We start from the raw sequence: 19,698 nt of genomic DNA on the forward strand, positions 1-19,698 counted from the left end.
GCCCTAGGCACGGGCGGCCTCCGTACCGAGGAAGGCGAGCATGAGCGCGACCACTCGGCCGGGGAACTGGTCGTGCGGGTAGTGCCCGGCACCCTCGATCATCTCCAGGCGGCCCGTTCCGGGCGGCAGGGCGCCGACGATCGCCGCGCCCTCGGCGCGCGGGTCGGCCCAGTCGGGGTCGAGCGTGCCCATGATGACCAGGACCGGGCTGCGGACCTCGCCGAGGCGGGCGCCGGCGTCGGCCGGGGTGGTGCGGCCCATGGCCTGGAAGGCCTTCATACGGCCCGGTTCGCGCAGCAGGGCCTCGATGCGGCCGGTCCGCTCGTCCCAGTGGGCCGGCTTCGCACCGGGGTAGGCGACGTCGAGGTACGAGCGCCACAGCGGCAGGCTGCCGAACACGCCCGCGCCGAGCAGTCGCAGCATGCCCTGACGGAAGCGCTTGACCCGCAGGTCGCCGAGGCGGACCGCCTGCTTGCGGGTGAAGGGGGCCAGCTCGACGACCGCGGTGACCAGTGAGGGCTCGCGGGCCGCGGCGATCGTGGCGGCGCCGCCGGAGACCGAGTGGCCGACGAGCACGGCCGGGCCGCCCAGGTGCCGGATCAGGGCGAGCAGGTCGCCGGCGATGGCGGTGCGGCTCCATTCCTGCCAGTCGGCGTCGGACTCGCCACAGCCGCGCAGGTCGACGGCGGCGACCCGGTATCCGGCGACCACCAGCGGGGGGATCATCGCCCGGTAGGCGGCGCGGCTGTCGCCCATGCCGTGCGCGAGCACCATCAGCGGGCCGGATCCCGTCACCTCGTACGCGATCGTGCCGCCGTCGACGGCCAGGTACTCGGTCATGTCGCCCTCCCGTGGCTAATATCGTTAGCCAAAAGCTAATGTGATTAACCAACACCTGTCAACACCGGAACCCCCCGCGTTCCCGCGCCCGGCCAACAACTCGCCTCCCGTACGCCCCCGTTGACATCACGCGCCCGAGCCCTAGGGTGGGGGCTGCACAGCATGTCGCACGTCATTCGGTATCCCGAACATGAGGGGTGAGACGGAGAGACACCGCCCCGCCCGTCACCGGCATGCGGAGGACTTAGTGACCCCACCTCTCGGCAGACGCGGCTTCCTCGCCGCCACCGGCACCGCGGCGGCCCTGGCCACCACCGGCGCGGTGCCCGCCCACGCCACGGCCCGGGCGGCACCCGCGGGCGCCGTCCGGACGCCCGTCTCGGCGACCCGCCCCTTCCCGCTCTCCGCGGTGACCCTGCTGGACGGCCCGTTTCGTGACAACCAGCTCCGCAACACGGCCTATCTACGCTTCGTCGACCTCGACCGGCTGCTGCACACCTTCCGTACCAACGCCGGCCTGCCCAGCACCGCCCGGCCGTGCGGCGGCTGGGAGGCGCCCGGCGTGGAACTGCGCGGCCACTCCACCGGACACCTGCTCTCCGGGCTCGCTCTGGCCGCCTCGGCCGGCCCCGGCGACGCCGGACTGCGCGACAAGGGGCGCCGGCTGGTCGCCGCGCTCGCCGAGTGCCAGGCCGCCGCACCGGCCGCCGGCTTCGGCGCGGGCTACCTCTCCGCGTTCCCGGAGAGCTTCTTCGACCGGCTGGAGGCCGGTACCGGCGTCTGGGCTCCGTACTACACCATCCACAAGATCATGGCCGGACTGGTCGAGCAGTACCGCCTGGCCGGGAACGAGCAGGCACTCGACGTCGTGCTGCGCCAGGCCGCCTGGGTCGACGCCCGCACCGCGAAGCTCAGTCACGAGCAGATGCAGCGGGTGCTGGAGACCGAGTTCGGAGGCATGAACGACGTACTCGCCGATCTGCACGCCCTCACCGGCGACCGGCGGTGGCTGGAGGTGGCCGAACGGTTCACCCACGACCGCGTCTTCGACCCGCTCGCCCGCAACGAGGACCGGCTGTCCGGGCTGCACGCCAACACGCAGATCCCCAAGATGGTCGGCGCGCTGCGGTTGTGGGAGGAAGGCCTGTCCGACCGCTACCGCTCCGTCGCCGAGAACTTCTGGCAGATCGTCACCGGCCACCACACCTACGTCATCGGCGGAAACAGCAACGGCGAGGCGTTCCACGACCCGGACGTGATCGCCGGCCAGCTGTCGAACAGCACCTGCGAGAACTGCAACAGCTACAACATGCTCAAGCTGACCCGGCTGATGCACTTCCACGCCCCGCACCGCACCGACCTGCTCGACTACTACGAGCGCACCCTGTTCAACCAGATGCTGGGCGAGCAGGACCCCGACTCCGCGCACGGCTTCAACATCTACTACACCGGCCTGGCGCCGGGCGCGTTCAAGCAGCAGCCCTCGTTCATGGGCCCGGACCCCGGGATGTACTCCACCGACTACGACAACTTCTCCTGCGACCACGGCACCGGCATGGAGACGCAGGCGAAGTTCGCCGACACGGTGTACTCGCACGACGACCGCAGTCTGCTGGTGAACCTGTTCGTGCCCTCGGAGGTGACCTGGCGGGAGAAGGGCATCGGCTGGCGGCAGACGACCCGCGTCCCCGACGGCACCACGACGACCCTGACGGTCACCTCGGGCCGGGCCGCCCACCGGCTCCTGGTCCGCGTCCCGTCCTGGGCGGTGGGCGCCCGGGCCCGGCTCAACGGGCGGACACTGCCCGACCGTCCGGAGCCGGGCGGCTGGCTGGTGCTGGACCGCTCCTGGCGTACCGGCGACCGGGTGGAGGTCACCCTGCCCATGCGCACGGTCGTGGAAGCGACCCCCGACGACCCGGCCGTCCAGGCGGTGCTGCACGGCCCGGTGGTGCTGGCCGGGGCGTACGGCGAGCGGTCACGGCCATGGATGGCCCGTCTGGACGTCGGCTCCGTGCGGCAGCGCTCGCGCGATCCGCTGCGCTTCACGGCCCGCGCCGACGACGAGGAGGTGACGCTGCTGCCGGTGGCACGCGTGCACCACCAGCACTACAGCGTCTACTGGCTGACCGGTGAACCCCCGCCGCCGCCCCCCGGGTTCGCCGCCTGGCACCGCTTCGACGAGACCGCCGGCAGCACGGCGGCCGACGCGACCGGCAATGGCCGCACGGCGCACCTGGCGGGCGGCGCCTCCTGGTCGGCGTCCGGGCGCTCCGGCGGGGCCGTGGCCCTGGACGGGACCGACGGCCATGTGGTGCTCGCCGAGGACCTGCTGGCGGGCGCGTCGGCGTACTCGCTGGCGGCGTGGGTGCGGCTGGACGGGCAGCCCGCCGCCTGGAGCCGGATCCTGGACATCGGCACCGGCACCACCGCCAACCTGTTCCTCACCCCGCTCAGCGGCGACGGCACGCTGCGGTACGCGATCACCGCGGGCGGCGCCGAGAGCGAGCAGCGCGTCGACGCCGGGCCGCTGCCGACGGGGCGCTGGGCGCACGTGGCGGTGACGTACGGCTCGGGCACGGCGGTGCTGTACGTGGACGGTGCGGAGGCCGGCCGCAACACGGCCGTCACCGTGGAGCCCCGGCACTTCGGCAACCATGTGCGCACCGGGTACGTCGGCCGGTCGCAGTACGCCGACCCGTACCTCAGGGGCGCGGTGGACGATCTGCGGGTCTACGGCCGCACGCTGGGCGCCGGCGAGGTGGCGGCGCTCGCGGCGGCCCCGGCCGCCTAGGTGTGTCCTGTCGTCACCTTCCCGTCGTCGCCCGGAGGGCAGCCTCGCGCGGCGTCCGGTCCGTGCTCCCGGTGTGCCGGGCGGAAGTCCTCGTACTGGGGCGTGCTCGGGCTTTCGTCCGGTGCGGCGGGAGGGCGTGCCGGGCGCCGCGGGGCAGGCGGGAACGTGACGACAGGGCCTGGGTCCGGGGCCGGCCTCCGCCGCCGGTCGGGGTGGCTGGCCCTCACCAGGCCCGGGTCGCCGCGCCCCCGGGAGGTCCGGGCGGCCGGTCCACTCCCCCGGGCGGGTGGACCGGCCGCACGGCCGCCCGCTACTCGCCCGCGTGGGCCCTTTTCAGGGCGGCGATGTCGAGCTTGCCCATCGAGAGCATCGCCCGGGTGGTGCGGGCTGCCTTCTCCTGGTCGGGGTCGGTGATCATGTCGACCAGTTCGTCGGGGACGACCTGCCAGGACACGCCGTACTTGTCCTTGAGCCAGCCGCAGGGGCCCGGCTCGCCGCCGTCGTCGGTGAGTTTGGTCCAGTAGTGGTCGACCTCCTGCTGGTCCGCGCAGTGGATCTGGAACGAGATCGCCTCGTTGAACGTGAACTGCGGGCCGCCGTTCAGCGCGAGGAACCGGTGGCCGTCGGCGGTGAACTCCACGGTGACCACCGATCCGGCGGGGCCGGGCCCCGCCTCGTTGGACCGGCCGATCCGTCCGATGCTGGAGTTCTTGAAGACGGAGACGTAGTAGTGGGCGGCCTCCTCGGCCGTGCCGTCGAACCAGAGGCAGGTGGTGAATCCCTGGGTGGCCACGGGGTCCTCCTTGGGTGTGGGACGCGGTCATCCGTGTCGACCGGTCCACGCGGTCATCTGTGTCGACCGGCCCGCGCGGCAGAACTCATCGCTCGCCGGGAAATCCGTTCCGGCGCCCCCCTCGGCCTCCTCCGCCGGCTCTGCCCGTGGCAGATCTGCCACGGGCAGAGAAACGGTCCGGGCCGCCCCTGCGCGGCCGACAGTGGAGTCGACGGCAACCACGAACCGACGAGGAGACGCGATGACTTCACTCACCGCTGCGCCACCGCGCGCCGAGGAGGGCGAGACACCGCCCAGCCGCTTCGACGACCACCTGGCGAGCCTGCTGCTCGGGCAGCGGATCGTGTTCCTGGGCACGCAGGTCGACGAGGTCTCGGCCAACCGCGTGTGCGCCCAGTTGCTGCTGCTGTCGGCCGAGGACCCGCGCGCCGACATCAGCCTGTACATCAACAGCCCGGGCGGTTCGGTCAGCGCCGGTCTCGCCATCTACGACACGATGCGGCTCATCCCGAACGACGTGTCGACGCTGGCCATGGGCTTCGCCGCGAGCATGGGCCAGTTCCTGCTCACGGTGGGGACGCACGGCAAGCGCTTCGCGCTGCCGCACGCGCGGATCATGATGCACCAGCCGTCGGCGGGGATCGGCGGCACCACTGCGGACATCGAGATCCAGGCGGAGAACCTGGAGCACACGAAGCGGACCATCGAACGGCTCACCGCCGAGCACACCGGGCAGAGCGTGGAGACGGTCTCGCGGGACGGTGACCGCGACCGCTGGTTCACCGCGGAGCAGGCCAGGGAGTACGGGATGGTGGACCGGGTGGTGGAGTCGCTGGCCGACGTCCGCCCGGCCGCCTCGCGCCGACGGGCGGGGTGGTGAACATGGGGTCGTACACGGTTCCGTACGTGGTCGAGCGGACCGCGCAGGGCGAGCGGTCCTACGACGTGTTCAGCAGGCTGCTGAACGAGCGGATCATCTTCCTCGGCACGGAGATCGACGACGGCGTCGCCAACGTCGTCATCGCCCAGCTGCTCCACCTGGAGTCGGCGAACCCGGAGCAGGAGATCGCGGTCTACCTGAACTCACCGGGAGGCTCCTACACCTCGCTGATGGCGATCTACGACACGATGACGTTCGTCCGCTCGCCGATCTCCACGTTCTGCGTGGGACAGGCGGCCTCCACGGCGGCGGTGCTGCTGGCGGGCGGGGATCCCGGGCGGCGGTTCGTGCTGGAGCACGCGCGGGTGCTGCTCGGGCAGCCTGCCGCGGGCGGCCGGCAGGGCACCGTGTCCGACCTGGCGCTGCAGGCCAAGGAGATGGTCCGCATCCGCTCCCAGGTGGAGGAGGTGCTGGCCCGGCACACCGGGCACGACACCGCGGCCCTGCGCGCCGACATGGACCGCGACAAGGTGTTCACCGCCCGGGAGGCAGTGGCGTACGGACTGGCCGACGAGGTGCTGAGCCGGCGCCTCACGACGGTCTGAGGCGCCGGCCGGGACGGCGGTGTCAGGCGGCGAGGCACAGCCCGTCGAAACGGGAGGCGGGTGCGGGCGCGGTGGACGACGCCGAGGACACCGAGGACACCGGGGACACCGGGGACACGGACGAGGCGGTCGTGCCCCGGCCGCGGCCCGCGGTGCGGCTGGTGACCCGCATCAGCTCGCCCTGGGCCAGGGCCAGCAGGTCGGCGAGGCCCAGACCCAGGGCCTGGGCGGCGGCCGCGAGGACCTCCGAGGAGGCCTCCTTGCGGCCGCGCTCGACCTCCGACAGGTAGGGCATGGAGATCCGCGCCGCATCGGCGACGTCCTTGAGGGTCCGCTCCTGCGCCAGGCGTTCGCGGCGCAGGATGTCACCGACGAGGTCGCGCCAGAGGGGTTCGCGGGCGGGCGCGGTCCGGCCGGCCGGAGCGCCCGCGGCCGGACGGCCCGGGGCGGGGCGGCCGGGCGCCGTGCGGTCCGGGGAGCTGTGTCCCTGCGGGAAGTGGGCGGACGCTGGGCGCGCGGCCTGCGGGCGCAGCGGGATGACGCGGGCTTGGTTCGGCGCTTGGTTGCTCACCTCTTCAGCCTAGGAGCCGCGGGCGTCCGCGCCAGGGGGCGGCGTTCCGCCCTGGGTGAAGCGCCCGTCCGGGACCGGACCGAACAGGCGGCAACCGGGCGGAATCTACACAAGCAGCCAGAAAAATACACTGCATCGGGCGAAGGGATGCACAACGGGACAGAACCGGCGTCAGGTTCAGTCACGCCCGAGGTGCACCAGGGCACGCACCCGCTTGCCCACCGGGACCCGTTCCGCCCCGACCTCGGCCGCGAGCGCGAACACGATCTCCAGGCCGTGCCGGCCGATCCGTTCGGGATCACGCGGGAAACGCCGCGGCAGTGCGGCGCTGCTGTCGTACACACAGACGCTCACCGCGCTGTCGGTGCCCTCCAGTTCGAGGATGTACGGGCCCTGGCTGTGCCGGTCGGCGTTGGTGACGAGTTCACTCACGACCAGGAGCAGCGCATCCTCGGACCCACTGCCGATCTCGGCGCACCACTCGGTCCTGAGCTGCTCGAGGAAGTGCGCGGCGAAGGAACGCGCGTCGGCGATACAGCCGGGTTCACCGGTGTAGTGGGTCGCACGCCGCAGCGGCTGTACGGGGATGTCGACACCAGTGGGTATCACTGCCCCGCCCGGGTCATCGATCATGCGTTTCTCTCTCGGAAGCCGGTACGACCGGACGCTACTGCATCAGTGCTGTTACCCAGTGCCGCGCCCCCCAGTCCCCCGAGGCCGGGGCGTGCGGCCCCGACCGTACGGGCGGTCCGGGCCGGCGACGCGCGGGAGCCGTCGGCGCGGGCGGGTCTTGCGGCGGACGGACCTTCCGGGGGGCGTCCCGCCGTGGCGGTGCTTAGCGTGGCAGCGTGAGCCCCCCGCAAGGTCCGCCGGCCCCGCCGTCCACCGCCCCGCGCCGCTGGGCGCAGGCTCTGGCCACGGTGGTGGCCGCCATGGCCGCCATGGGCGTGGTCGCCGCCCTGGGGCTGTGGGCGGCCGGGGCGGCCGACCTGCCCGGCGACGCCTTTCCCCGGGTGGTCGCGGCCACGGTGGTGACCGCGGTCGGCGGAAGCATGCGACTGACGGGGAACGCGGGGATGCTCGCCGAGACGCACGCCGGTGTCACGGTGATGCCGTTGTCGGTCTCCCTCACCGGTGCGCTCGTGCTCGGCGCGGGCTTCCTGCATCCCCTGCGGCACCGGGCGGCGGCCGGGGCGCGGGAGCCGGCCTTCGGCGCGGCACGGATCGCGGTGCTGTGGCTGGCGGCGCTGACCGGGCTCGCCTTCGCCGCCCGCCAGCGTTTCGCCGTAGACCTGGGGGACGGCGTGCTCGGCGCGGTCGGCGGGCTCCTCGGCGTCGAACCGGAGGTCGGCTTCACCACCGATGTGGGGCAGACCGCCGGCTTCGGGCTGCTGTGGCTGGCGGGGGTGCTGGCGTCGGCCCTGCTGTCGGCCCGGACCGCGGCGGTTCCGGCACGCCTGCCGTGGCTCGGGACCCGGGTGCGCCCGGTGGCGTACGCGCTGGTCGTGCTGCTGCTCTCCTACGTCGTCCTCGGGCTGGTCGTCGCCCTGGTCACGGCCGGAACCCGGGGCCACCCCGCCCAGACGTTCGCCCTGATCCTGCTGGGTCTGCCGAACCTGACCTGGCTCGCCTTCACCATCGGTCTGGGCGCCACCTGGCACGGGCGGGTGGACGGGCCGTTCGGACTGCCGGTGCCGCGCCTGCTCGACGAGGTGCTGCGCACCCCGGACGTCTCCACGCTCGACCTCGGGACGCTCGCCGGCCACGACGGCCGCGTCTGGTGGCTGGTGGTCGTGGACGCGGTGCTGCTGTCGGCCGCCGCGTTCCTGGCGGGGGTCCTCGCCCCGGCCGCGACGCGCCCGTGGCGGCACGCCGTGCACATGGCCGTGGGGCTGGTCCTGACGGTGCTGCTCGTCTGCCTGTCGGGCCGGATCTCGGCCCATTACGGGCTGTCCCTGCTCGGCATCGGTGACGTGGGCGGCGGTCTGTCCGGGGAACTGCTGCTGCGGCCCCGCCTGTGGAGCGCCCTGGGACTGGCCGCGCTGTGGGGCCTGGTCACCGGTTTCCTGGGAGCGGCGGCCGCCCGCCGGGTCCGGCGCCGCGACGGGGCACCGCCGGGCCCCGGCCGGCCGGCGTCCGGCCGCGCCGGCCGGGGGTGACAGGCGCTCAGCCCATCGGCAGCAGGAGCGCCGGGAGGGTGCGCTGCATGCGCAGGGCGTCCACCGACTCGGCGAGCAGTTCGTACTCGGTGGTCTCGTCGCCCGCGGCGATCCGCACGAGCCGTCCGCCGGCCAGTTCGTCGGCGACCTGTTCCTGCCGGAGCGGGTCGGCGCACCAGGCGCGGAGGATGCCGGGGACGTCGGGGACGGTGTCCGGCACCGGGACGAGGGCGCCCTGCGGGACGTACGGGGTCCGTGGGCCGGGGTCGAGGCGTTCGGCGATCCAGGAGGCACGGTCGCGCAGCCACCACAGGGCCAGTGCCAGGGTGGGTGCCCGGTAGGTGCCGAGCGGTACGCCGATGCGGCGGCCGTCGCACACGCCGTACCCGGTGACATGGCACAGGAATTCGTCGTGCACTGCTCCTCCCCCGTCGGGTTTTCCGCGTGCTGTTCTTCCCTCGCTCCCCGTACGGCTCCTGTGCGGTGCTGCGCCCCCGAGGTCGAGTATGTTGACTCCTGAAACAGTGTCACCATGACTTTTTGGCCAGTCTCCTGGCATATTCCGCGGGCCACGTGGCCGGAATCGCGCGGGTTTGCCGCCGCGTCGGCATTACCCCGGCGGTAATCGACCTCTTCGCCGCAGCCCGGGCAAGGTGGAGCCATCGGATCACCGGTCACGGGGATCCGGATCCCGTCCAGAACCGTCGCCCTCGATGGAGGCTGATTTCCCATGTCCACGCAGACCGACCGTTACGAGAGCGCCGTCGCCCGCTACCTGGAGGCCTGGAACGCGAACGGCGCCGAGGCGCTGGGCAAGGCGGTGGCCGCCGCCTGGACGCCGGACGGCCGCTACACCGACCCCCTCGCCGAGGTCCGCGGCCACGAGCAGATCGCCGCCCTGATCGCCGGGGCGCACGAGCAGTTCCCCGGGTTCGCCTTCCGGCTCTCCGGTGCCGTCGACGGGCACCACGACACGGCCCGTTTCTCCTGGGAACTGGTGAGCGAGGCGGACGGCTCCGCGCCGGTCGCCGGGTTCGACGTCATCACCCTGGACGGCGAGGGCCGGATCCGGTCCGTGCTGGGCTTCCTCGACCGGGTGCCGGCCGGGGCGTGAGAGGCGTGCCGGGGCGCCCGGCACACGGCGAGGCGGCCGCCCACCTCCGGGGAGTGGACGGCCGCCTCGCGTCACCCGGCCCGGCCGGGACCGAGCGGTCGGGACCGTGGCGGTTCACGGCCGGACGATCACCTCGGGCCGGCCCTGCGACCGCACGACCGGTTCGCCGTGACCGGTGCGAACGGCGGGGGACCTGCCGTGCGCACCGGTCACGGCCGCCGCGCCGGCACCGGCACGATCCGTTCGCCGCGTGCTACGGCCGTACGATCGCGTCGATCCGGGCCAGTTCACCGGCGTCGAAGTCGAGGTTGCGGGCCGCGGCGACGCTGTCCTCCAGCTGCTGGGGGCTGCTCGCCCCGACCAGGGCCGAGGTGACCCGGCCGCCGCGCAGCACCCAGGCGAGCGCCATCTGCGCGAGCGTCTGGCCGCGCGCCCCGGCGATCTCGTCCAGCGCGCGCAGCCTGCCGACCAGCTCCGCGGTCACCGCCTCGGAGTTCAGGAAGGGGCTGTCGCTCGCCGCCCTGGAGTCCTCCGGGATGCCGTCGAGGTAACGGCCGGTGAGCAGGCCCTGCTCCAGCGGGGAGTAGGCGATGGAGCCGACCTGGAGTTCGTCGAGGGCGTCGAGCAGCCCCTCGTCCTCCGGGCGGCGGTCGAGCATCGAGTAGCGGGGCTGGTGGATCAGCAGCGGAGTGCCCAGCTCGCCCAGGATCCGGGCGGCCTCGCGGGTCTGCTCCGCCGAGTAGTTGGAGACGCCGACGTAGAGCGCCTTGCCCTGCTGCACCGCCGTGTGCAGCGCGCCCATCGTCTCCTCCAGCGGAGTGTCCGGGTCGAAGCGGTGCGAGTAGAAGATGTCGACGTGGTCCAGGCCCATGCGCTCCAGGCTCTGGTCGAGCGAGGACAGCAGGTACTTGCGCGAGCCCCATTCGCCGTACGGGCCGGGCCACATCAGGTAACCGGCCTTGGTGGAGATCACCAGCTCGTCGCGGTACGGCGCGAAGTCGGCCCGCAGCGCCTCGCCGAGCGCGGTCTCGGCGGAGCCGGGCGGCGGGCCGTAGTTGTTGGCCAGGTCGAAGTGGGTGACACCGAGGTCGAAGGCGCGGCGCAGGATGGCGCGCTGGGTGGCGGCCGGGCGGTCGGGACCGAAGTTGTGCCACAGGCCGAGCGACAGCGCGGGGAGCTTCAGTCCGCTGCGGCCGGTGCGCCGGTAGGGCAGGTCGGCGTAGCGGTCGGGGTGGGCGGTGTACAACGCGACTCCATGAGGGGTGGGGCACGAGATGACCGGTTCCGTCGCATCCGGAACCGGTGTCCCACTCTCGCGCGGGGTGTGGGCAGCGGTCCAACGAAAGAATCCGATCGGATTCAACGGCTACGCTTCTCAATCATGGAACTGCGTCATCTCCAGCATTTCGTCGCCGTCGCCGAGGACCGGCACTTCACCCGGGCGGCGGAGCGGCTGATGGTCTCGCAGTCGGGCCTGTCGGCCTCCATCCGGGCGCTGGAGCGGGAGCTGCGGGCGCCGTTGTTCGTGCGCACCACCCGCCGGGTGACGCTCACCGAGGCCGGGCGCGCGCTGCTCGGCGAGGCGGAGCGGATCCTCGCGCAGGTCCGCTCGGCGCACGAGGCGGTGGCGGCGGTGCAGGGCGTGCTCCGCGGCACCCTGTCGCTGGGCACCGAGCAGTGCATCGCCGGGGTGCATGTGGCGGGACTGCTCGCCGCGTTCCGCCGGCGCCACCCGGACGTGGAGGTCCGGCTGCGCCAGGCGGGTTCGTGGGCGCTCGCGGAAGGGGTCGCGGCGGGCCGGCTCGATCTGGCGTTCGCCTACCGGACCGAGCCGGACAGCGACCGGTTGCGCTCGGTGGCGCTGGCCGGTGAGCCGATGACCGTGCTGTGCCATCCCGGGCACCGGTTCGCGGCGGCCGGGGCACCGCTCACCCCGCGGGAGGTGTGCGGCGAGGTCTTCGTGGACTTCCATCCCGACTGGGGCCCGCGCCGCACCACGGACGCCGCCTTCGCCCTCGCCGGGGTGCGGCGCACGGTGGCGCTGGAGGTCAACGACGTGCACAGTCTGCTCGACCTGGTCGACGAGAACCTGGGCATCGCGGTGGTCCCCCGTCACTTCCGGCACAAACGGCCCTCGCTCACCGCGCTGCCGTTCGAGGGCGCCGGCGGGACGGCGTACGAGACGGTGGTCCTGCTCCCCGCCGAGCAGGCCGCCAGTCCGGCCGCCCGCGCGCTGGTGGCCCTGCTCGGTACCCTGGAAACAGGGGGGCCGGCAACACCCCCGCAGGGGTTCCACCCCTCCTGATCCGGCCGCCGTGCCGCAGCAGACTCATGGACGTCCCTTCACGGCAACGGCGTTCAGGAGTACGGACGATGACGGATCACACACGGCGCAACGTCCTGCGCGGGGGCGCGGCGGTCGCGGCGACGGCCGGGTTCCTCGGCGGCCCGGCCGGGCAGCGGGCGGCGCGGGCGGCCACCGCCGGCCCGGGGCGGCCGGCCGAACGCCACCTCCCCTTCCTCGAAGGCGCGTTCGCGCCGGTCACCGAGGAGCTGACGGCCTTCGACCTGCCGGTCACCGGCCGCATCCCGCACGAGCTGAACGGGCGCTTCCTGCGCAACGGTCCCAACGTGCTGGGCCTGGAGGACCCGCTGGCGCACCACTGGATGCTCGGCGAGGGCATGGTGCACGGCGTGCGGCTGCGCGACGGACGCGCGGAGTGGTACCGCAACCGGTGGGTGCGCTCCTCGCAGGTGGCCGGGAAGCTCGGCGAGCCCTACCCGCGTCCGGTGCCGCCGGACGACTTCCCCTCCAACACGCACGTGATCCCGTACCGGGGCCGGATCCTCGCACTCCAGGAGAGCGGGCCGCTGCCGTACGAGCTGGACGGCGAGCTGAACACCGTGGGGACGTACGACTTCCGGGGCACCCTCAAGGGCGCGTTCGCGGCGCACACCAAGTTCGACGTGCACGCAGGTGAGCTGCACGCCATCGCGTACTACCCGGCCTGGGACCATGTGCGCCACCTGGTCGTGGACCCGGCCGGCCGCGTCTCGCGCACGACGCGGATCCCGGTGGCGGACGCGCCGATGCTGCACGACTTCGCGCTCACCGAGAAGTACGTCGTCGTCATCGACGCGCCGGTCACCTTCGACCCGGCGGGCGCCGAGCGCGGCGATCCGGTGCCGTACGTCTGGAACCCGAAGCATCCGATGCGGGTGGGGCTGCTGCCCCGGGCGGGCGGCACGGTCCGCTGGATCGAGACGGACCCGGCGTACTACTCGCACACCCTCAACGCCTACGACGAGGGTTCGCGCGTGGTCGTCGACCTGACCACCTACCCGGCGCCCTTCTTCGTCGCCGGGCGCGGCTCGGGCGGCCCGTACGGCGCGGGCCATCCGGTGCTGGAACGCTGGACGATCGATCCGCACCACGGCCGGGTCGACAAGGTGACGATCGACGGCCGTCCGCAGGAGTTCCCGCGGGTGAACGAGGCGCTGGTGTCACGGCGGCACCGCTACGGCTACTCGGCGGCGGCCGCCGAGATGACGCTCGCCTACGAGACGGCCGACGGCAATCCGCCCGACCGCGCCTTCTCCAACGCGCTCATCAAGCACGACCTGCTGCGCGGCCGCACCCAGGTGCACCGGCTGCCGACGGGGGCGGCGGCGGGCGAGGCGGTGTTCGTGCCGCGCGACGCCGGCGACCGGCGGGCCGCCGAGGACGACGGGTACACCCTGGCCTACGTCCACGATCCGGAGCGGGGCGCCGCAGACCTGGTGATCCTCGCCGCGCAGGACTTCACCGGGGAGCCGGTGGCCCGGGTGCACCTGCCCGGCCGGGTGCCGCTCGGCTTCCACGGAAGCTGGATTCCGGACGCGTGAGAGCGCCCTATGCGCGATGGTGGACGTATGCATGCGAAGGACATCCTCATCGACGGCTTCGGCCGCATCCAGGAAGAAGTCCACGCCGTCGTCGACGGCCTGCCGGCCGAGCAGCTCAACGCCCGGCCCGCCGCCGACGCCAACTCGATCGCCTGGCTGGTCTGGCATCTGACCCGTGTCCAGGACGACCACCTCGCGGACGCGTTCGGCCTCGACCAGGTGTGGCTCGCCCAGGACTGGGAGAAACGCTTCGGCCTCGACCTGCACGCGCGCGAGACCGGCTACGGGCACACCCCCCAGAAAGTGGCCAAGGTGCGCGTCGACTCCGGTGACCTGCTGACGGGGTACCACGACGCCGTCCACGAGCAGAGTGTGCGGGCGCTCGGGCGGATGGCCGCTGCGGACCTCGGACGCATCGTGGACGAGCGCTGGGACCCCCCGGTCACGCTGGGCGTGCGCCTGGTGAGCGTCCTGTCCGACGATCTCCAGCACGTCGGACAGGCCGCCTACGTCAGGGGGCTGCTTCAGAGCGCGCAGGCGTAGCCCGGCAGGACCACGTCCTCGATGAGGGCCCTGCGCTCGTCGAACGGGATGAACGCGCTCTTGACGGCGTTCACCGTGACCGTGCGCAGGTCCTCGACGCTCCAGCCGGCCTCCTCGACCAGCAGGGACATCTCCCGGGTCATCGTCGTCCCCGACACCAGGCGGTTGTCGGTGTTGACGGTGACCCGGAAACCGAGGTCCTTCAGGGCGGTGACGGGGTGCTCGGCGATCGAGGTGGCCGCGCCGGTCTGGAGGTTGGAGGTCGGGCACATCTCCAGGGCGATGCGGCGGTCGCGCACCCACCCGGCGAGCCGGCCGAGCTTGCCGTCGACGATGTCCTCGGTGATGCGCACGCCGTGGCCGATCCGCTGGGCGCCGCAGACCTGGAGGGCCTGGTGGATGCTGGGCAGGCCGTGGGCCTCACCGGCGTGGATGGTGAACGGCACGCTCTCGCCGCGCAGGTGCTCGAAGGCGGCGAGGTGGTCGGCGGGCGGGAAGCCGTCCTCGGCACCGGCGATGTCGAAGCCGACGACGCCCGCGTCCCGGAAGGCCACCGCGAGGCCGGCGACCTCCCGGGTGCGGTCGAACATCCGCATGCCGCTCAGCAGGGTGCCGACCCGGACGGGGGTGCCTGCCGCCGCCGCCTTGGCCATGCCGGCCGACAGCCCCTCCTGCACCGCCTCGACGACCTCGGTCAGGCTCAGCCCGCCGTTCACCATCAGCTCGGGCGCGTAGCGGACCTCGCCGTAGACGACCCCGTCCGCGGCCAGGTCGAGCACGTACTCCTCGGCGGTGCGCAGCAGACCCTCGCGGGACTGCATCACCGCGAGGGTGTGCTCGAAGGTGGCTATGTAGCGGACCAGGTCGCCGGAACCGGCCGCCTCGACGTACCAGGCGGCCAGCTCGTCGGGGTCGGTGGTGGGCAGGGTGTGGCCGGCCGCCTGTGCGAGTTCCACGACGGTGGCGGGGCGCAGGCCCCCGTCGAGGTGGTCGTGCAGCACGGCCTTGGGCAGCCGGCGGAGGGTCTCGGTGTCGATGCGCGGGGCGGTCATGTGCGGTCTTTCCTCGGCGGGTGAACGTGTGGGGGCAGGGGCCCCTCGGCGGGCGAGGGGCGGGCCGGTCAGGGGGCCGACGGGCCGGGTGGTGACGGGCCGGGTCAGGGGGCGGCGGGCTGGAGCAGGTCCCAGCGGTTGCCGTACAGGTCCTCGAACACGGCGACGGTGCCGTACGGCTCGTGGCGCGGTTCTTCCAGGAAGGCGACGCCCGCCGCCCGCATCCGGGCGTGGTCGCGGGCGAAGTCGCCGGTGTGCAGGAAGAACCCGACGCGCCCGCCGGTCTGGTCACCGACCCGTGCCCGCTGCTGATCCCCCTTGGCGCGGGCGAGCAGCAGCGCGCCGTCCTCCTCGCCCGGGGCGACGACGACCCAGCGGGACCCGTCCGGGCGCGGGGCGTCCTCGACGAGGCGGAAGCCGAGGGCGCCGGTGTAGAAGCGGATCGCCTCGTCGTAGTCGTCGACGACGAGGGTGACCAGGGCGATATGTCTCATCGGGGCCTTTCGGGGCGGGCGGATGACCGGTGAGGTTATACGTAAAACCTTGGCCGCGCCAGTCGCCCCGGCCCGAAGCGCCGGGGACGGCGGCCCCGGGGCAGCGCGGCGGGACCGGCGGGCTCTCGCCAGGGGGAGCGGCGGGCCCTCGCCAGAGGGTTTTGCGGGCTCTCGCCAGGGGGAGCGACGGGCTCTCGCCAGAGGGTTTTGCGGGCTCTTCGCCCGCGGGTCGAGCAGGCTCCCGGCGGGGCTCCCCGCCCCCGGGGCAGCAGGTCCTCGGCCACCGGGTGAGCAAGCTCCCGCCCTCCGGTCCGGCAGGCCCCCCGGAGCCAGCGCGCTCCAGCCCACGGGTCCGGCGGGCTCTCGTCCCCGGTCGGGCGGGCTCCCGCCCTCCGGTCCGGCAGGCCCCCGCCCCGGAGCCAGCGCGCTCCAGCCCACGGGTCCGGCGGGCTCTCGCTCCCGTCGGGCGGGCTCTCGCCCCGAGGTCAGCAGGCTCTCGCCCACGGAGTCAGCAAGCTCCAGCCCACGGGTCCGGCGGGCCCTCGTCCCCGGTCGGGCGGGCTCCCGCCCTCCGGTCCGGCAGGCCCCCGCCCCGGAGCCAGCACGCTCCAGCCCACGGGTCCGGCGAGCGCTCGCTCCCGGGTCGGGCGGACTCTCGCCCCGAGGTCAGCAGACTCTCGCTCTCTGGTCCGGCAGGCCCCCGCCCCCCGGAGTCAGCAGGTCCTCGGCCCACCGGGTGAGCAAGCTCCCGCCCTCCGTTCCAGCAACTCCCGCCCACCAGGTCAGCAAGCTCCCGCACACGGAGTCAGCAGGCTCCCACCCTCGGGTCCGGCGGGCTCCCGCCCCCGGGTCGGGCAGGCTCTCGCCCCCGGATCCGGCAGGCCCCCGCCCCCGGGCCCGCCGCGGCTCTCGTCCCAGGGGTCGGCCGGGTCCCGCCCGCGGGCTCAGCGCTCCTCTTCGCCCTGGGCTATCTCCACCCGGTGGTGGAAGTCGAGCACGCCGGTGGCGGAGGCGCCGCAGGACAGGGCGGTGCAGGCCAGCAGCAGCCCGGCGATCCAGGCAGCGGCACGGCCCTGGACCTGCGGCGTCGCGAGGAGGGCCTTGACCCGGTGCGGCACCGGACCCGAGGTGGCGGCGGGCGCGCACTCCGGACGCGCCGAACGGGCCTCCTGCCCGGCCAGCGCGGCACGGGCGATGGCGCGGGCGGTGAGCCGCCGGTCCCCCACGGCCGCGGCGGCGGCCTCGTCGGCGGCCCGTTCGGCCGCCAGACGGATGCTGCCGCGCACCGGGCGCAGCGCTGGGTGGCAGTGGGCGGCGAGTTCGGCGGCGGCCAGGAAGTAGTGGTGGCCGCCGCGGTTGTGCGCGCGCTCGTGGGCGAACAGCGCCTCGCGCTCGGCGGCGTCGAGGCTGCGCAGCATCGCGGTGGTCACGACGATGCGGTGCGGACGGCCGGGCAGGGCGTACGCGTCGGGGCGCGGGGAGTCGACGACGCACAGGTCACCTGCGGCCGGCCTCCGTGCGGCCTCCGTGCGGGCGCTGCGAAAGGCCCTCACCTCCCGGACCGCCGCCCGAGCGAGCGTGCCGGCGCACACGGCGAGCGCACCGACGGAGACCGCCGCCGCGGGCACCACCACCAGGTCGGAGGCGGTGTGCAGCGGGTGCACCAGTTCGCCCAGGCCGGCGAAGACGGGCAGCTTGAGCAGGCCGGTCAGGACGAACCCGCCGAGTGCGGCGAGGGAGCATGCGGCGAGCACGACCGCCGAGACGGTGATCACCCACAGCGCGGTCACGGGCGCGAGCCGGTCCGGCGCGCGCCGGGCCAGTGGCGGCACGGCGAACGGGAGCAGCAGCGGCAGGAGCAGCAGGGCGGTCATCGCTCATCCGGTTCGAGCAGGTCGCGCAGGATGCGCTCGTCGTCGGCGCTGAGCTGGGCGACGAAGCGGGCGAGGACGGTCTCGCGGTCGGTGTCGCGGTCGAGTTCGCAGTGCATGCGGCGGGCGGTCAGCCCGTGGGCGTCCTGCACCGGGTAGTAGGCGTAGCCGCGCCCCTGGCGGCGCCGCTCGACCACGCCCTTCTCGTACAGCCGGGTCAGGATCGTGGTCACCGTGGTGCGGGCCAGGTCGGCGGCCAGTCCCGCCTGTACCTCGCCCGGCGTCCGGGGCGCGCCGGCGGCCCACAGGACGGCCATCACACCGGCCTCCAGCTCACCGGCCGGTCTGCGTTCGTCCTTCGCGTCGGTCATGGGAACGTCCCTCACCCCGTCCTCGCGTGCATTCCAGTGGACCGTCTACACAAGAGTAGTCAACCGGGGACGGCACCGCCGTCCCGCCTCCCCTCCTCACGGGCGGGCGGGGCACGGCGGCGCGGGAGGGGACGGGGCGGGCTCAGCTCGCGGTGGCCGGCAGCAGCACGCGGCCGAGGGCCCCGGAGAACTGGTCCACCACCTGGGTCAGGGCCTCGCCGGCGGCCGGTGCCACGGTCAGCGTGCCGTCCTCGCGCACGGTGATGTCCTTGTCCAGGGTGAACCAGCCCTGCACGACGTGTGCCGCGCCCATGGAGGTGAGGACGGGGCGCAGTGCGTAGTCGATGGCGAGGACGTGGGCGACGGATCCGCCGGTGGCCAGCGGCAGCACGGTCTTGCCGGTGAGGGCGTACTGCGGGAGCAGGTCGAGGAGTGCCTTGAGGACACCGGCGTACGAGGCCTTGTAGACGGGGGTGCCGACCACCACACCGTCGGCGCGGGCGAAGAGTCCGGCGGCCTCCACGATGGCCGGATGACGTGGATCCGCTCCGAGGAGCGCCTCGGCGGGGACGGTGCGGACGTCGAGCGGGATCACGTCGTGGCCCTGGTCGACCAGTCGCTGGTCGAGGTGGCGCAGCAGGCGGTGCGTGCGGGAGGAGGCGGAGGGGCTGCCGGACACGGACAGGACGGTGGCCATGGGTCCTCTTTCTGGAACGACGGACGGGCCCGACGGCAGCCGTGACGGACGAGCTCGGCAGGCGCGACGGGAGGGGCGGAGGGCGCGAGGGGAGTGCGGGCGCGGCGGCGGGGCGGGACGTGCGGCGGACACGCGGGCGCACGCAGGCGGGGGGGCGGGACGCAGCGGTCACCGGACCCGCCGACCACCGCCTGGACGACCGCACGACCCGGTGACTCGAACTCGACGGGAAAGGTGGGCCCTGGCCGGCGGAGGAGCGGACCTGCGCGGCCGACGCCGTGTGCAGGCGGTGGGCCGGGTCAGGAGAGCGGCGCGGAAATGCGCGGCGGGCCGGTCAGGCCGCGGTGCGACAGGCTGCGCTGGAGACGCGGGCGAGGTCGACGTGGCGTCGCCGCGTGAGAGCCGGTCGCATGTTCATGCCGACGATCGTGGCAGCCGCCGGTGGGGCAGTCAAGGAGAGGCCGACCGGGTCTCGTATGACGGACCGGCGCCGTGGGACGGCCGGTCGCGGGCGGGACGGGTGACGGCGGGAGTGTCACCCGCCGGGCATCAGCCGGGGGTCCTGGGGAAGCGGCCGGCCGGTCTCGATCAGGGACTTGAGGTTGGACAGGACCGCCGGCCAGCCCCGCGACGCGGCGGCGAGTTCCCGGGCGTCGGCGAGGTGCTCGTGGGTGACGGTGAGCCGGACGATGTCGTGATGGGGCCGGACGTCGAAGGTGACCCGGGAGTGGCGGGCGGGCCGCGCCTCGTCCTCGGGCGGGGACCAGGTGAGGACCAGCCGGGTCGGGCGGTCGGACACGACGACGGTGCCGACCACGTCGGCGATGCCGGAGCCGTCCGTCCGCACGTGCTCCCAGCGCGAGCCCGGCCGCCAGTCCGAGACGTTGCCGTGTCCCCAGTAGGCGGCGGTCACGTCGGCGTCCGTCAGGGCGTCCCAGACCGCCTCGGCGGTGCTCGCGAGGTAGGTGACGTAGACGTGGCTCGGCCGGTCGCTCGGGGCTCGCACCCTCACAGTCACCCAGGCGGTCA

The 19,698-nt window shown here is 73.8% G+C and carries 21 protein-coding genes; 8 read left to right on the forward strand and 13 right to left on the reverse strand.

All coding sequences use genetic code 11. From position 1 onward, the window contains the following. Positions 1 to 3: 3 nt before the first annotated feature. Positions 4 to 840, reverse strand: a complete 837-nt coding sequence (locus IG64_RS08870) for an alpha/beta fold hydrolase (RefSeq protein WP_037853902.1) — start codon at positions 838 to 840, stop codon at positions 4 to 6. Between the two features lie 247 nt (positions 841 to 1,087). On the opposite strand from IG64_RS08870, the gene IG64_RS08875 reads away from it, so the two are divergent. Further along, complete coding sequence (locus IG64_RS08875) at positions 1,088 to 3,634, forward strand: beta-L-arabinofuranosidase domain-containing protein (protein WP_037853904.1); 2,547 nt, start codon at positions 1,088 to 1,090, stop codon at positions 3,632 to 3,634. Positions 3,635 to 3,944: 310 nt separating this feature from the next. Here IG64_RS08875 and IG64_RS08880 read toward each other — a convergent pair whose 3' ends face one another. Beyond that, a complete protein-coding gene (locus tag IG64_RS08880; RefSeq protein WP_037853906.1) occupies positions 3,945 to 4,427 on the reverse strand; it encodes a VOC family protein in 483 nt (160 codons plus the stop codon). 241 nt (positions 4,428 to 4,668) lie between these two features. Here IG64_RS08880 and IG64_RS08885 point away from each other — a divergent pair, with 241 nt between their 5' ends. Together IG64_RS08885 and IG64_RS08890 are read left to right on the forward strand one after the other, a co-directional pair. Next, complete coding sequence (locus tag IG64_RS08885; RefSeq protein ID WP_037853907.1) at positions 4,669 to 5,307, forward strand: ClpP family protease; 639 nt, start codon at positions 4,669 to 4,671, stop codon at positions 5,305 to 5,307. Between the two features lie 2 nt (positions 5,308 to 5,309). Beyond that, positions 5,310 to 5,912, forward strand: coding sequence for a ClpP family protease (locus IG64_RS08890; protein WP_037853910.1), 603 nt, complete (start codon positions 5,310 to 5,312; stop codon positions 5,910 to 5,912). 22 nt (positions 5,913 to 5,934) lie between these two features. On the opposite strand, the gene IG64_RS43060 is transcribed toward IG64_RS08890, so the two are convergent. Further along, entirely contained in the window at positions 5,935 to 6,483 is a 549-nt protein-coding gene (locus tag IG64_RS43060) for a helix-turn-helix domain-containing protein (RefSeq protein ID WP_078883894.1), read from the reverse strand. A gap of 177 nt (positions 6,484 to 6,660) precedes the next feature. Beyond that, positions 6,661 to 7,116: an ATP-binding protein gene (locus tag IG64_RS08900; RefSeq protein WP_037853911.1), complete on the reverse strand. Its 456-nt coding sequence runs from the start codon at positions 7,114 to 7,116 to the stop codon at positions 6,661 to 6,663. Between the two features lie 299 nt (positions 7,117 to 7,415). Here IG64_RS08900 and IG64_RS08905 point away from each other — a divergent pair, with 299 nt between their 5' ends. Next, the gene (locus IG64_RS08905; RefSeq protein WP_234438453.1) at positions 7,416 to 8,642 is read left to right on the forward strand and encodes a streptophobe family protein; all 1,227 of its coding nucleotides are present in this window, start codon (positions 7,416 to 7,418) and stop codon (positions 8,640 to 8,642) included. Between the two features lie 7 nt (positions 8,643 to 8,649). On the opposite strand, the gene IG64_RS08910 is transcribed toward IG64_RS08905, so the two are convergent. Next, entirely contained in the window at positions 8,650 to 9,060 is a 411-nt protein-coding gene (locus tag IG64_RS08910; RefSeq protein WP_037853914.1) for a hypothetical protein, read from the reverse strand. A 312-nt stretch (positions 9,061 to 9,372) separates the two neighbouring features. Between IG64_RS08910 and IG64_RS08915 the strand changes: the two genes are divergently transcribed. Further along, positions 9,373 to 9,756, forward strand: coding sequence for a nuclear transport factor 2 family protein (locus IG64_RS08915; protein ID WP_037853916.1), 384 nt, complete (start codon positions 9,373 to 9,375; stop codon positions 9,754 to 9,756). Between the two features lie 253 nt (positions 9,757 to 10,009). Here the strand turns inward: IG64_RS08915 and mgrA are convergent, their stop codons facing one another. Beyond that, positions 10,010 to 11,002: an L-glyceraldehyde 3-phosphate reductase gene (gene mgrA / locus IG64_RS08920; RefSeq protein WP_037853918.1), complete on the reverse strand. Its 993-nt coding sequence runs from the start codon at positions 11,000 to 11,002 to the stop codon at positions 10,010 to 10,012. A 135-nt stretch (positions 11,003 to 11,137) separates the two neighbouring features. On the opposite strand from mgrA, the gene IG64_RS08925 reads away from it, so the two are divergent. The 3 genes from IG64_RS08925 to IG64_RS08935 all read left to right on the forward strand — a co-directional run bounded on the left by IG64_RS08925 (position 11,138) and on the right by IG64_RS08935 (position 14,184). Continuing rightward, positions 11,138 to 12,061, forward strand: coding sequence for a LysR family transcriptional regulator (locus IG64_RS08925; protein WP_037853919.1), 924 nt, complete (start codon positions 11,138 to 11,140; stop codon positions 12,059 to 12,061). A 68-nt stretch (positions 12,062 to 12,129) separates the two neighbouring features. Then, the gene (locus IG64_RS08930) at positions 12,130 to 13,641 is read left to right on the forward strand and encodes a carotenoid oxygenase family protein (RefSeq protein WP_037853922.1); all 1,512 of its coding nucleotides are present in this window, start codon (positions 12,130 to 12,132) and stop codon (positions 13,639 to 13,641) included. A 27-nt stretch (positions 13,642 to 13,668) separates the two neighbouring features. Next, positions 13,669 to 14,184 carry a mycothiol transferase gene (locus tag IG64_RS08935; protein ID WP_037853924.1) on the forward strand — a complete coding sequence of 172 codons (516 nt, stop codon included), beginning with the start codon at positions 13,669 to 13,671 and terminating at the stop codon, positions 14,182 to 14,184. Here IG64_RS08935 and IG64_RS08940 read toward each other — a convergent pair. From IG64_RS08940 to IG64_RS08965, 7 genes are all read right to left on the reverse strand, one after another. After that, positions 14,166 to 15,236, reverse strand: coding sequence for an adenosine deaminase (locus IG64_RS08940; RefSeq protein ID WP_037853926.1), 1,071 nt, complete (start codon positions 15,234 to 15,236; stop codon positions 14,166 to 14,168). The genes IG64_RS08935 and IG64_RS08940 overlap by 19 nt on opposite strands. A gap of 104 nt (positions 15,237 to 15,340) precedes the next feature. Then, positions 15,341 to 15,730 (reverse strand): VOC family protein, encoded by a 390-nt coding sequence (locus tag IG64_RS08945; RefSeq protein ID WP_037853928.1) that lies wholly within the window; start codon positions 15,728 to 15,730, stop codon positions 15,341 to 15,343. 944 nt (positions 15,731 to 16,674) lie between these two features. Then, on the reverse strand, positions 16,675 to 17,604 hold the full coding sequence (locus IG64_RS08950; protein WP_037853930.1) for a M48 family metalloprotease: 930 nt from the start codon (positions 17,602 to 17,604) through the stop codon (positions 16,675 to 16,677). Then, positions 17,601 to 17,972 carry a BlaI/MecI/CopY family transcriptional regulator gene (locus IG64_RS08955; RefSeq protein ID WP_037853932.1) on the reverse strand — a complete coding sequence of 124 codons (372 nt, stop codon included), beginning with the start codon at positions 17,970 to 17,972 and terminating at the stop codon, positions 17,601 to 17,603. Before IG64_RS08955 ends, IG64_RS08950 begins: the two co-directional genes overlap by 4 nt. Positions 17,973 to 18,114: 142 nt before the next feature. Continuing rightward, on the reverse strand, positions 18,115 to 18,669 hold the full coding sequence (ssuE, locus tag IG64_RS08960) for an NADPH-dependent FMN reductase (RefSeq protein ID WP_037853933.1): 555 nt from the start codon (positions 18,667 to 18,669) through the stop codon (positions 18,115 to 18,117). Positions 18,670 to 19,003: 334 nt separating this feature from the next. Beyond that, positions 19,004 to 19,087, reverse strand: a complete 84-nt coding sequence (locus IG64_RS43225) for a putative leader peptide (protein ID WP_366727097.1) — start codon at positions 19,085 to 19,087, stop codon at positions 19,004 to 19,006. Positions 19,088 to 19,204: 117 nt separating this feature from the next. After that, positions 19,205 to 19,675, reverse strand: coding sequence for an SRPBCC family protein (locus IG64_RS08965; protein WP_037853934.1), 471 nt, complete (start codon positions 19,673 to 19,675; stop codon positions 19,205 to 19,207). Between the last annotated feature and the right edge of the window lie 23 nt (positions 19,676 to 19,698).

It is taken from the genome of Streptomyces sp. NRRL S-340, from assembly GCF_000720185.1.
Lineage (GTDB): Bacteria > Actinomycetota > Actinomycetes > Streptomycetales > Streptomycetaceae > Streptomyces.

Excerpts from the sequence above, each read along its gene's own strand:
- IG64_RS08900 (WP_037853911.1), bottom strand. The coding sequence starts at position 7,116 with ATGATCGATGACCCGGGCGGGGCAGTGATACCCACTGGTGTCGACATC.
- ssuE (WP_037853933.1), bottom strand. The coding sequence starts at position 18,669 with ATGGCCACCGTCCTGTCCGTGTCCGGCAGCCCCTCCGCCTCCTCCCGC.
- IG64_RS08930 (WP_037853922.1), top strand. The coding sequence starts at position 12,130 with ATGACGGATCACACACGGCGCAACGTCCTGCGCGGGGGCGCGGCGGTC.
- IG64_RS08950 (WP_037853930.1), bottom strand. The coding sequence starts at position 17,604 with ATGACCGCCCTGCTGCTCCTGCCGCTGCTGCTCCCGTTCGCCGTGCCG.
- IG64_RS08945 (WP_037853928.1), bottom strand. The coding sequence starts at position 15,730 with ATGAGACATATCGCCCTGGTCACCCTCGTCGTCGACGACTACGACGAG.
- IG64_RS08925 (WP_037853919.1), top strand. The coding sequence starts at position 11,138 with ATGGAACTGCGTCATCTCCAGCATTTCGTCGCCGTCGCCGAGGACCGG.
- IG64_RS08915 (WP_037853916.1), top strand. The coding sequence starts at position 9,373 with ATGTCCACGCAGACCGACCGTTACGAGAGCGCCGTCGCCCGCTACCTG.
- IG64_RS08870 (WP_037853902.1), bottom strand. The coding sequence starts at position 840 with ATGACCGAGTACCTGGCCGTCGACGGCGGCACGATCGCGTACGAGGTG.
- IG64_RS08905 (WP_234438453.1), top strand. The coding sequence starts at position 7,416 with ATGGCCGCCATGGGCGTGGTCGCCGCCCTGGGGCTGTGGGCGGCCGGG.
- IG64_RS08940 (WP_037853926.1), bottom strand. The coding sequence starts at position 15,236 with ATGACCGCCCCGCGCATCGACACCGAGACCCTCCGCCGGCTGCCCAAG.
- IG64_RS08935 (WP_037853924.1), top strand. The coding sequence starts at position 13,669 with ATGCATGCGAAGGACATCCTCATCGACGGCTTCGGCCGCATCCAGGAA.
- IG64_RS08885 (WP_037853907.1), top strand. The coding sequence starts at position 4,669 with ATGACTTCACTCACCGCTGCGCCACCGCGCGCCGAGGAGGGCGAGACA.
- IG64_RS08955 (WP_037853932.1), bottom strand. The coding sequence starts at position 17,972 with ATGACCGACGCGAAGGACGAACGCAGACCGGCCGGTGAGCTGGAGGCC.
- IG64_RS43225 (WP_366727097.1), bottom strand. The coding sequence starts at position 19,087 with ATGAACATGCGACCGGCTCTCACGCGGCGACGCCACGTCGACCTCGCC.
- IG64_RS08890 (WP_037853910.1), top strand. The coding sequence starts at position 5,310 with ATGGGGTCGTACACGGTTCCGTACGTGGTCGAGCGGACCGCGCAGGGC.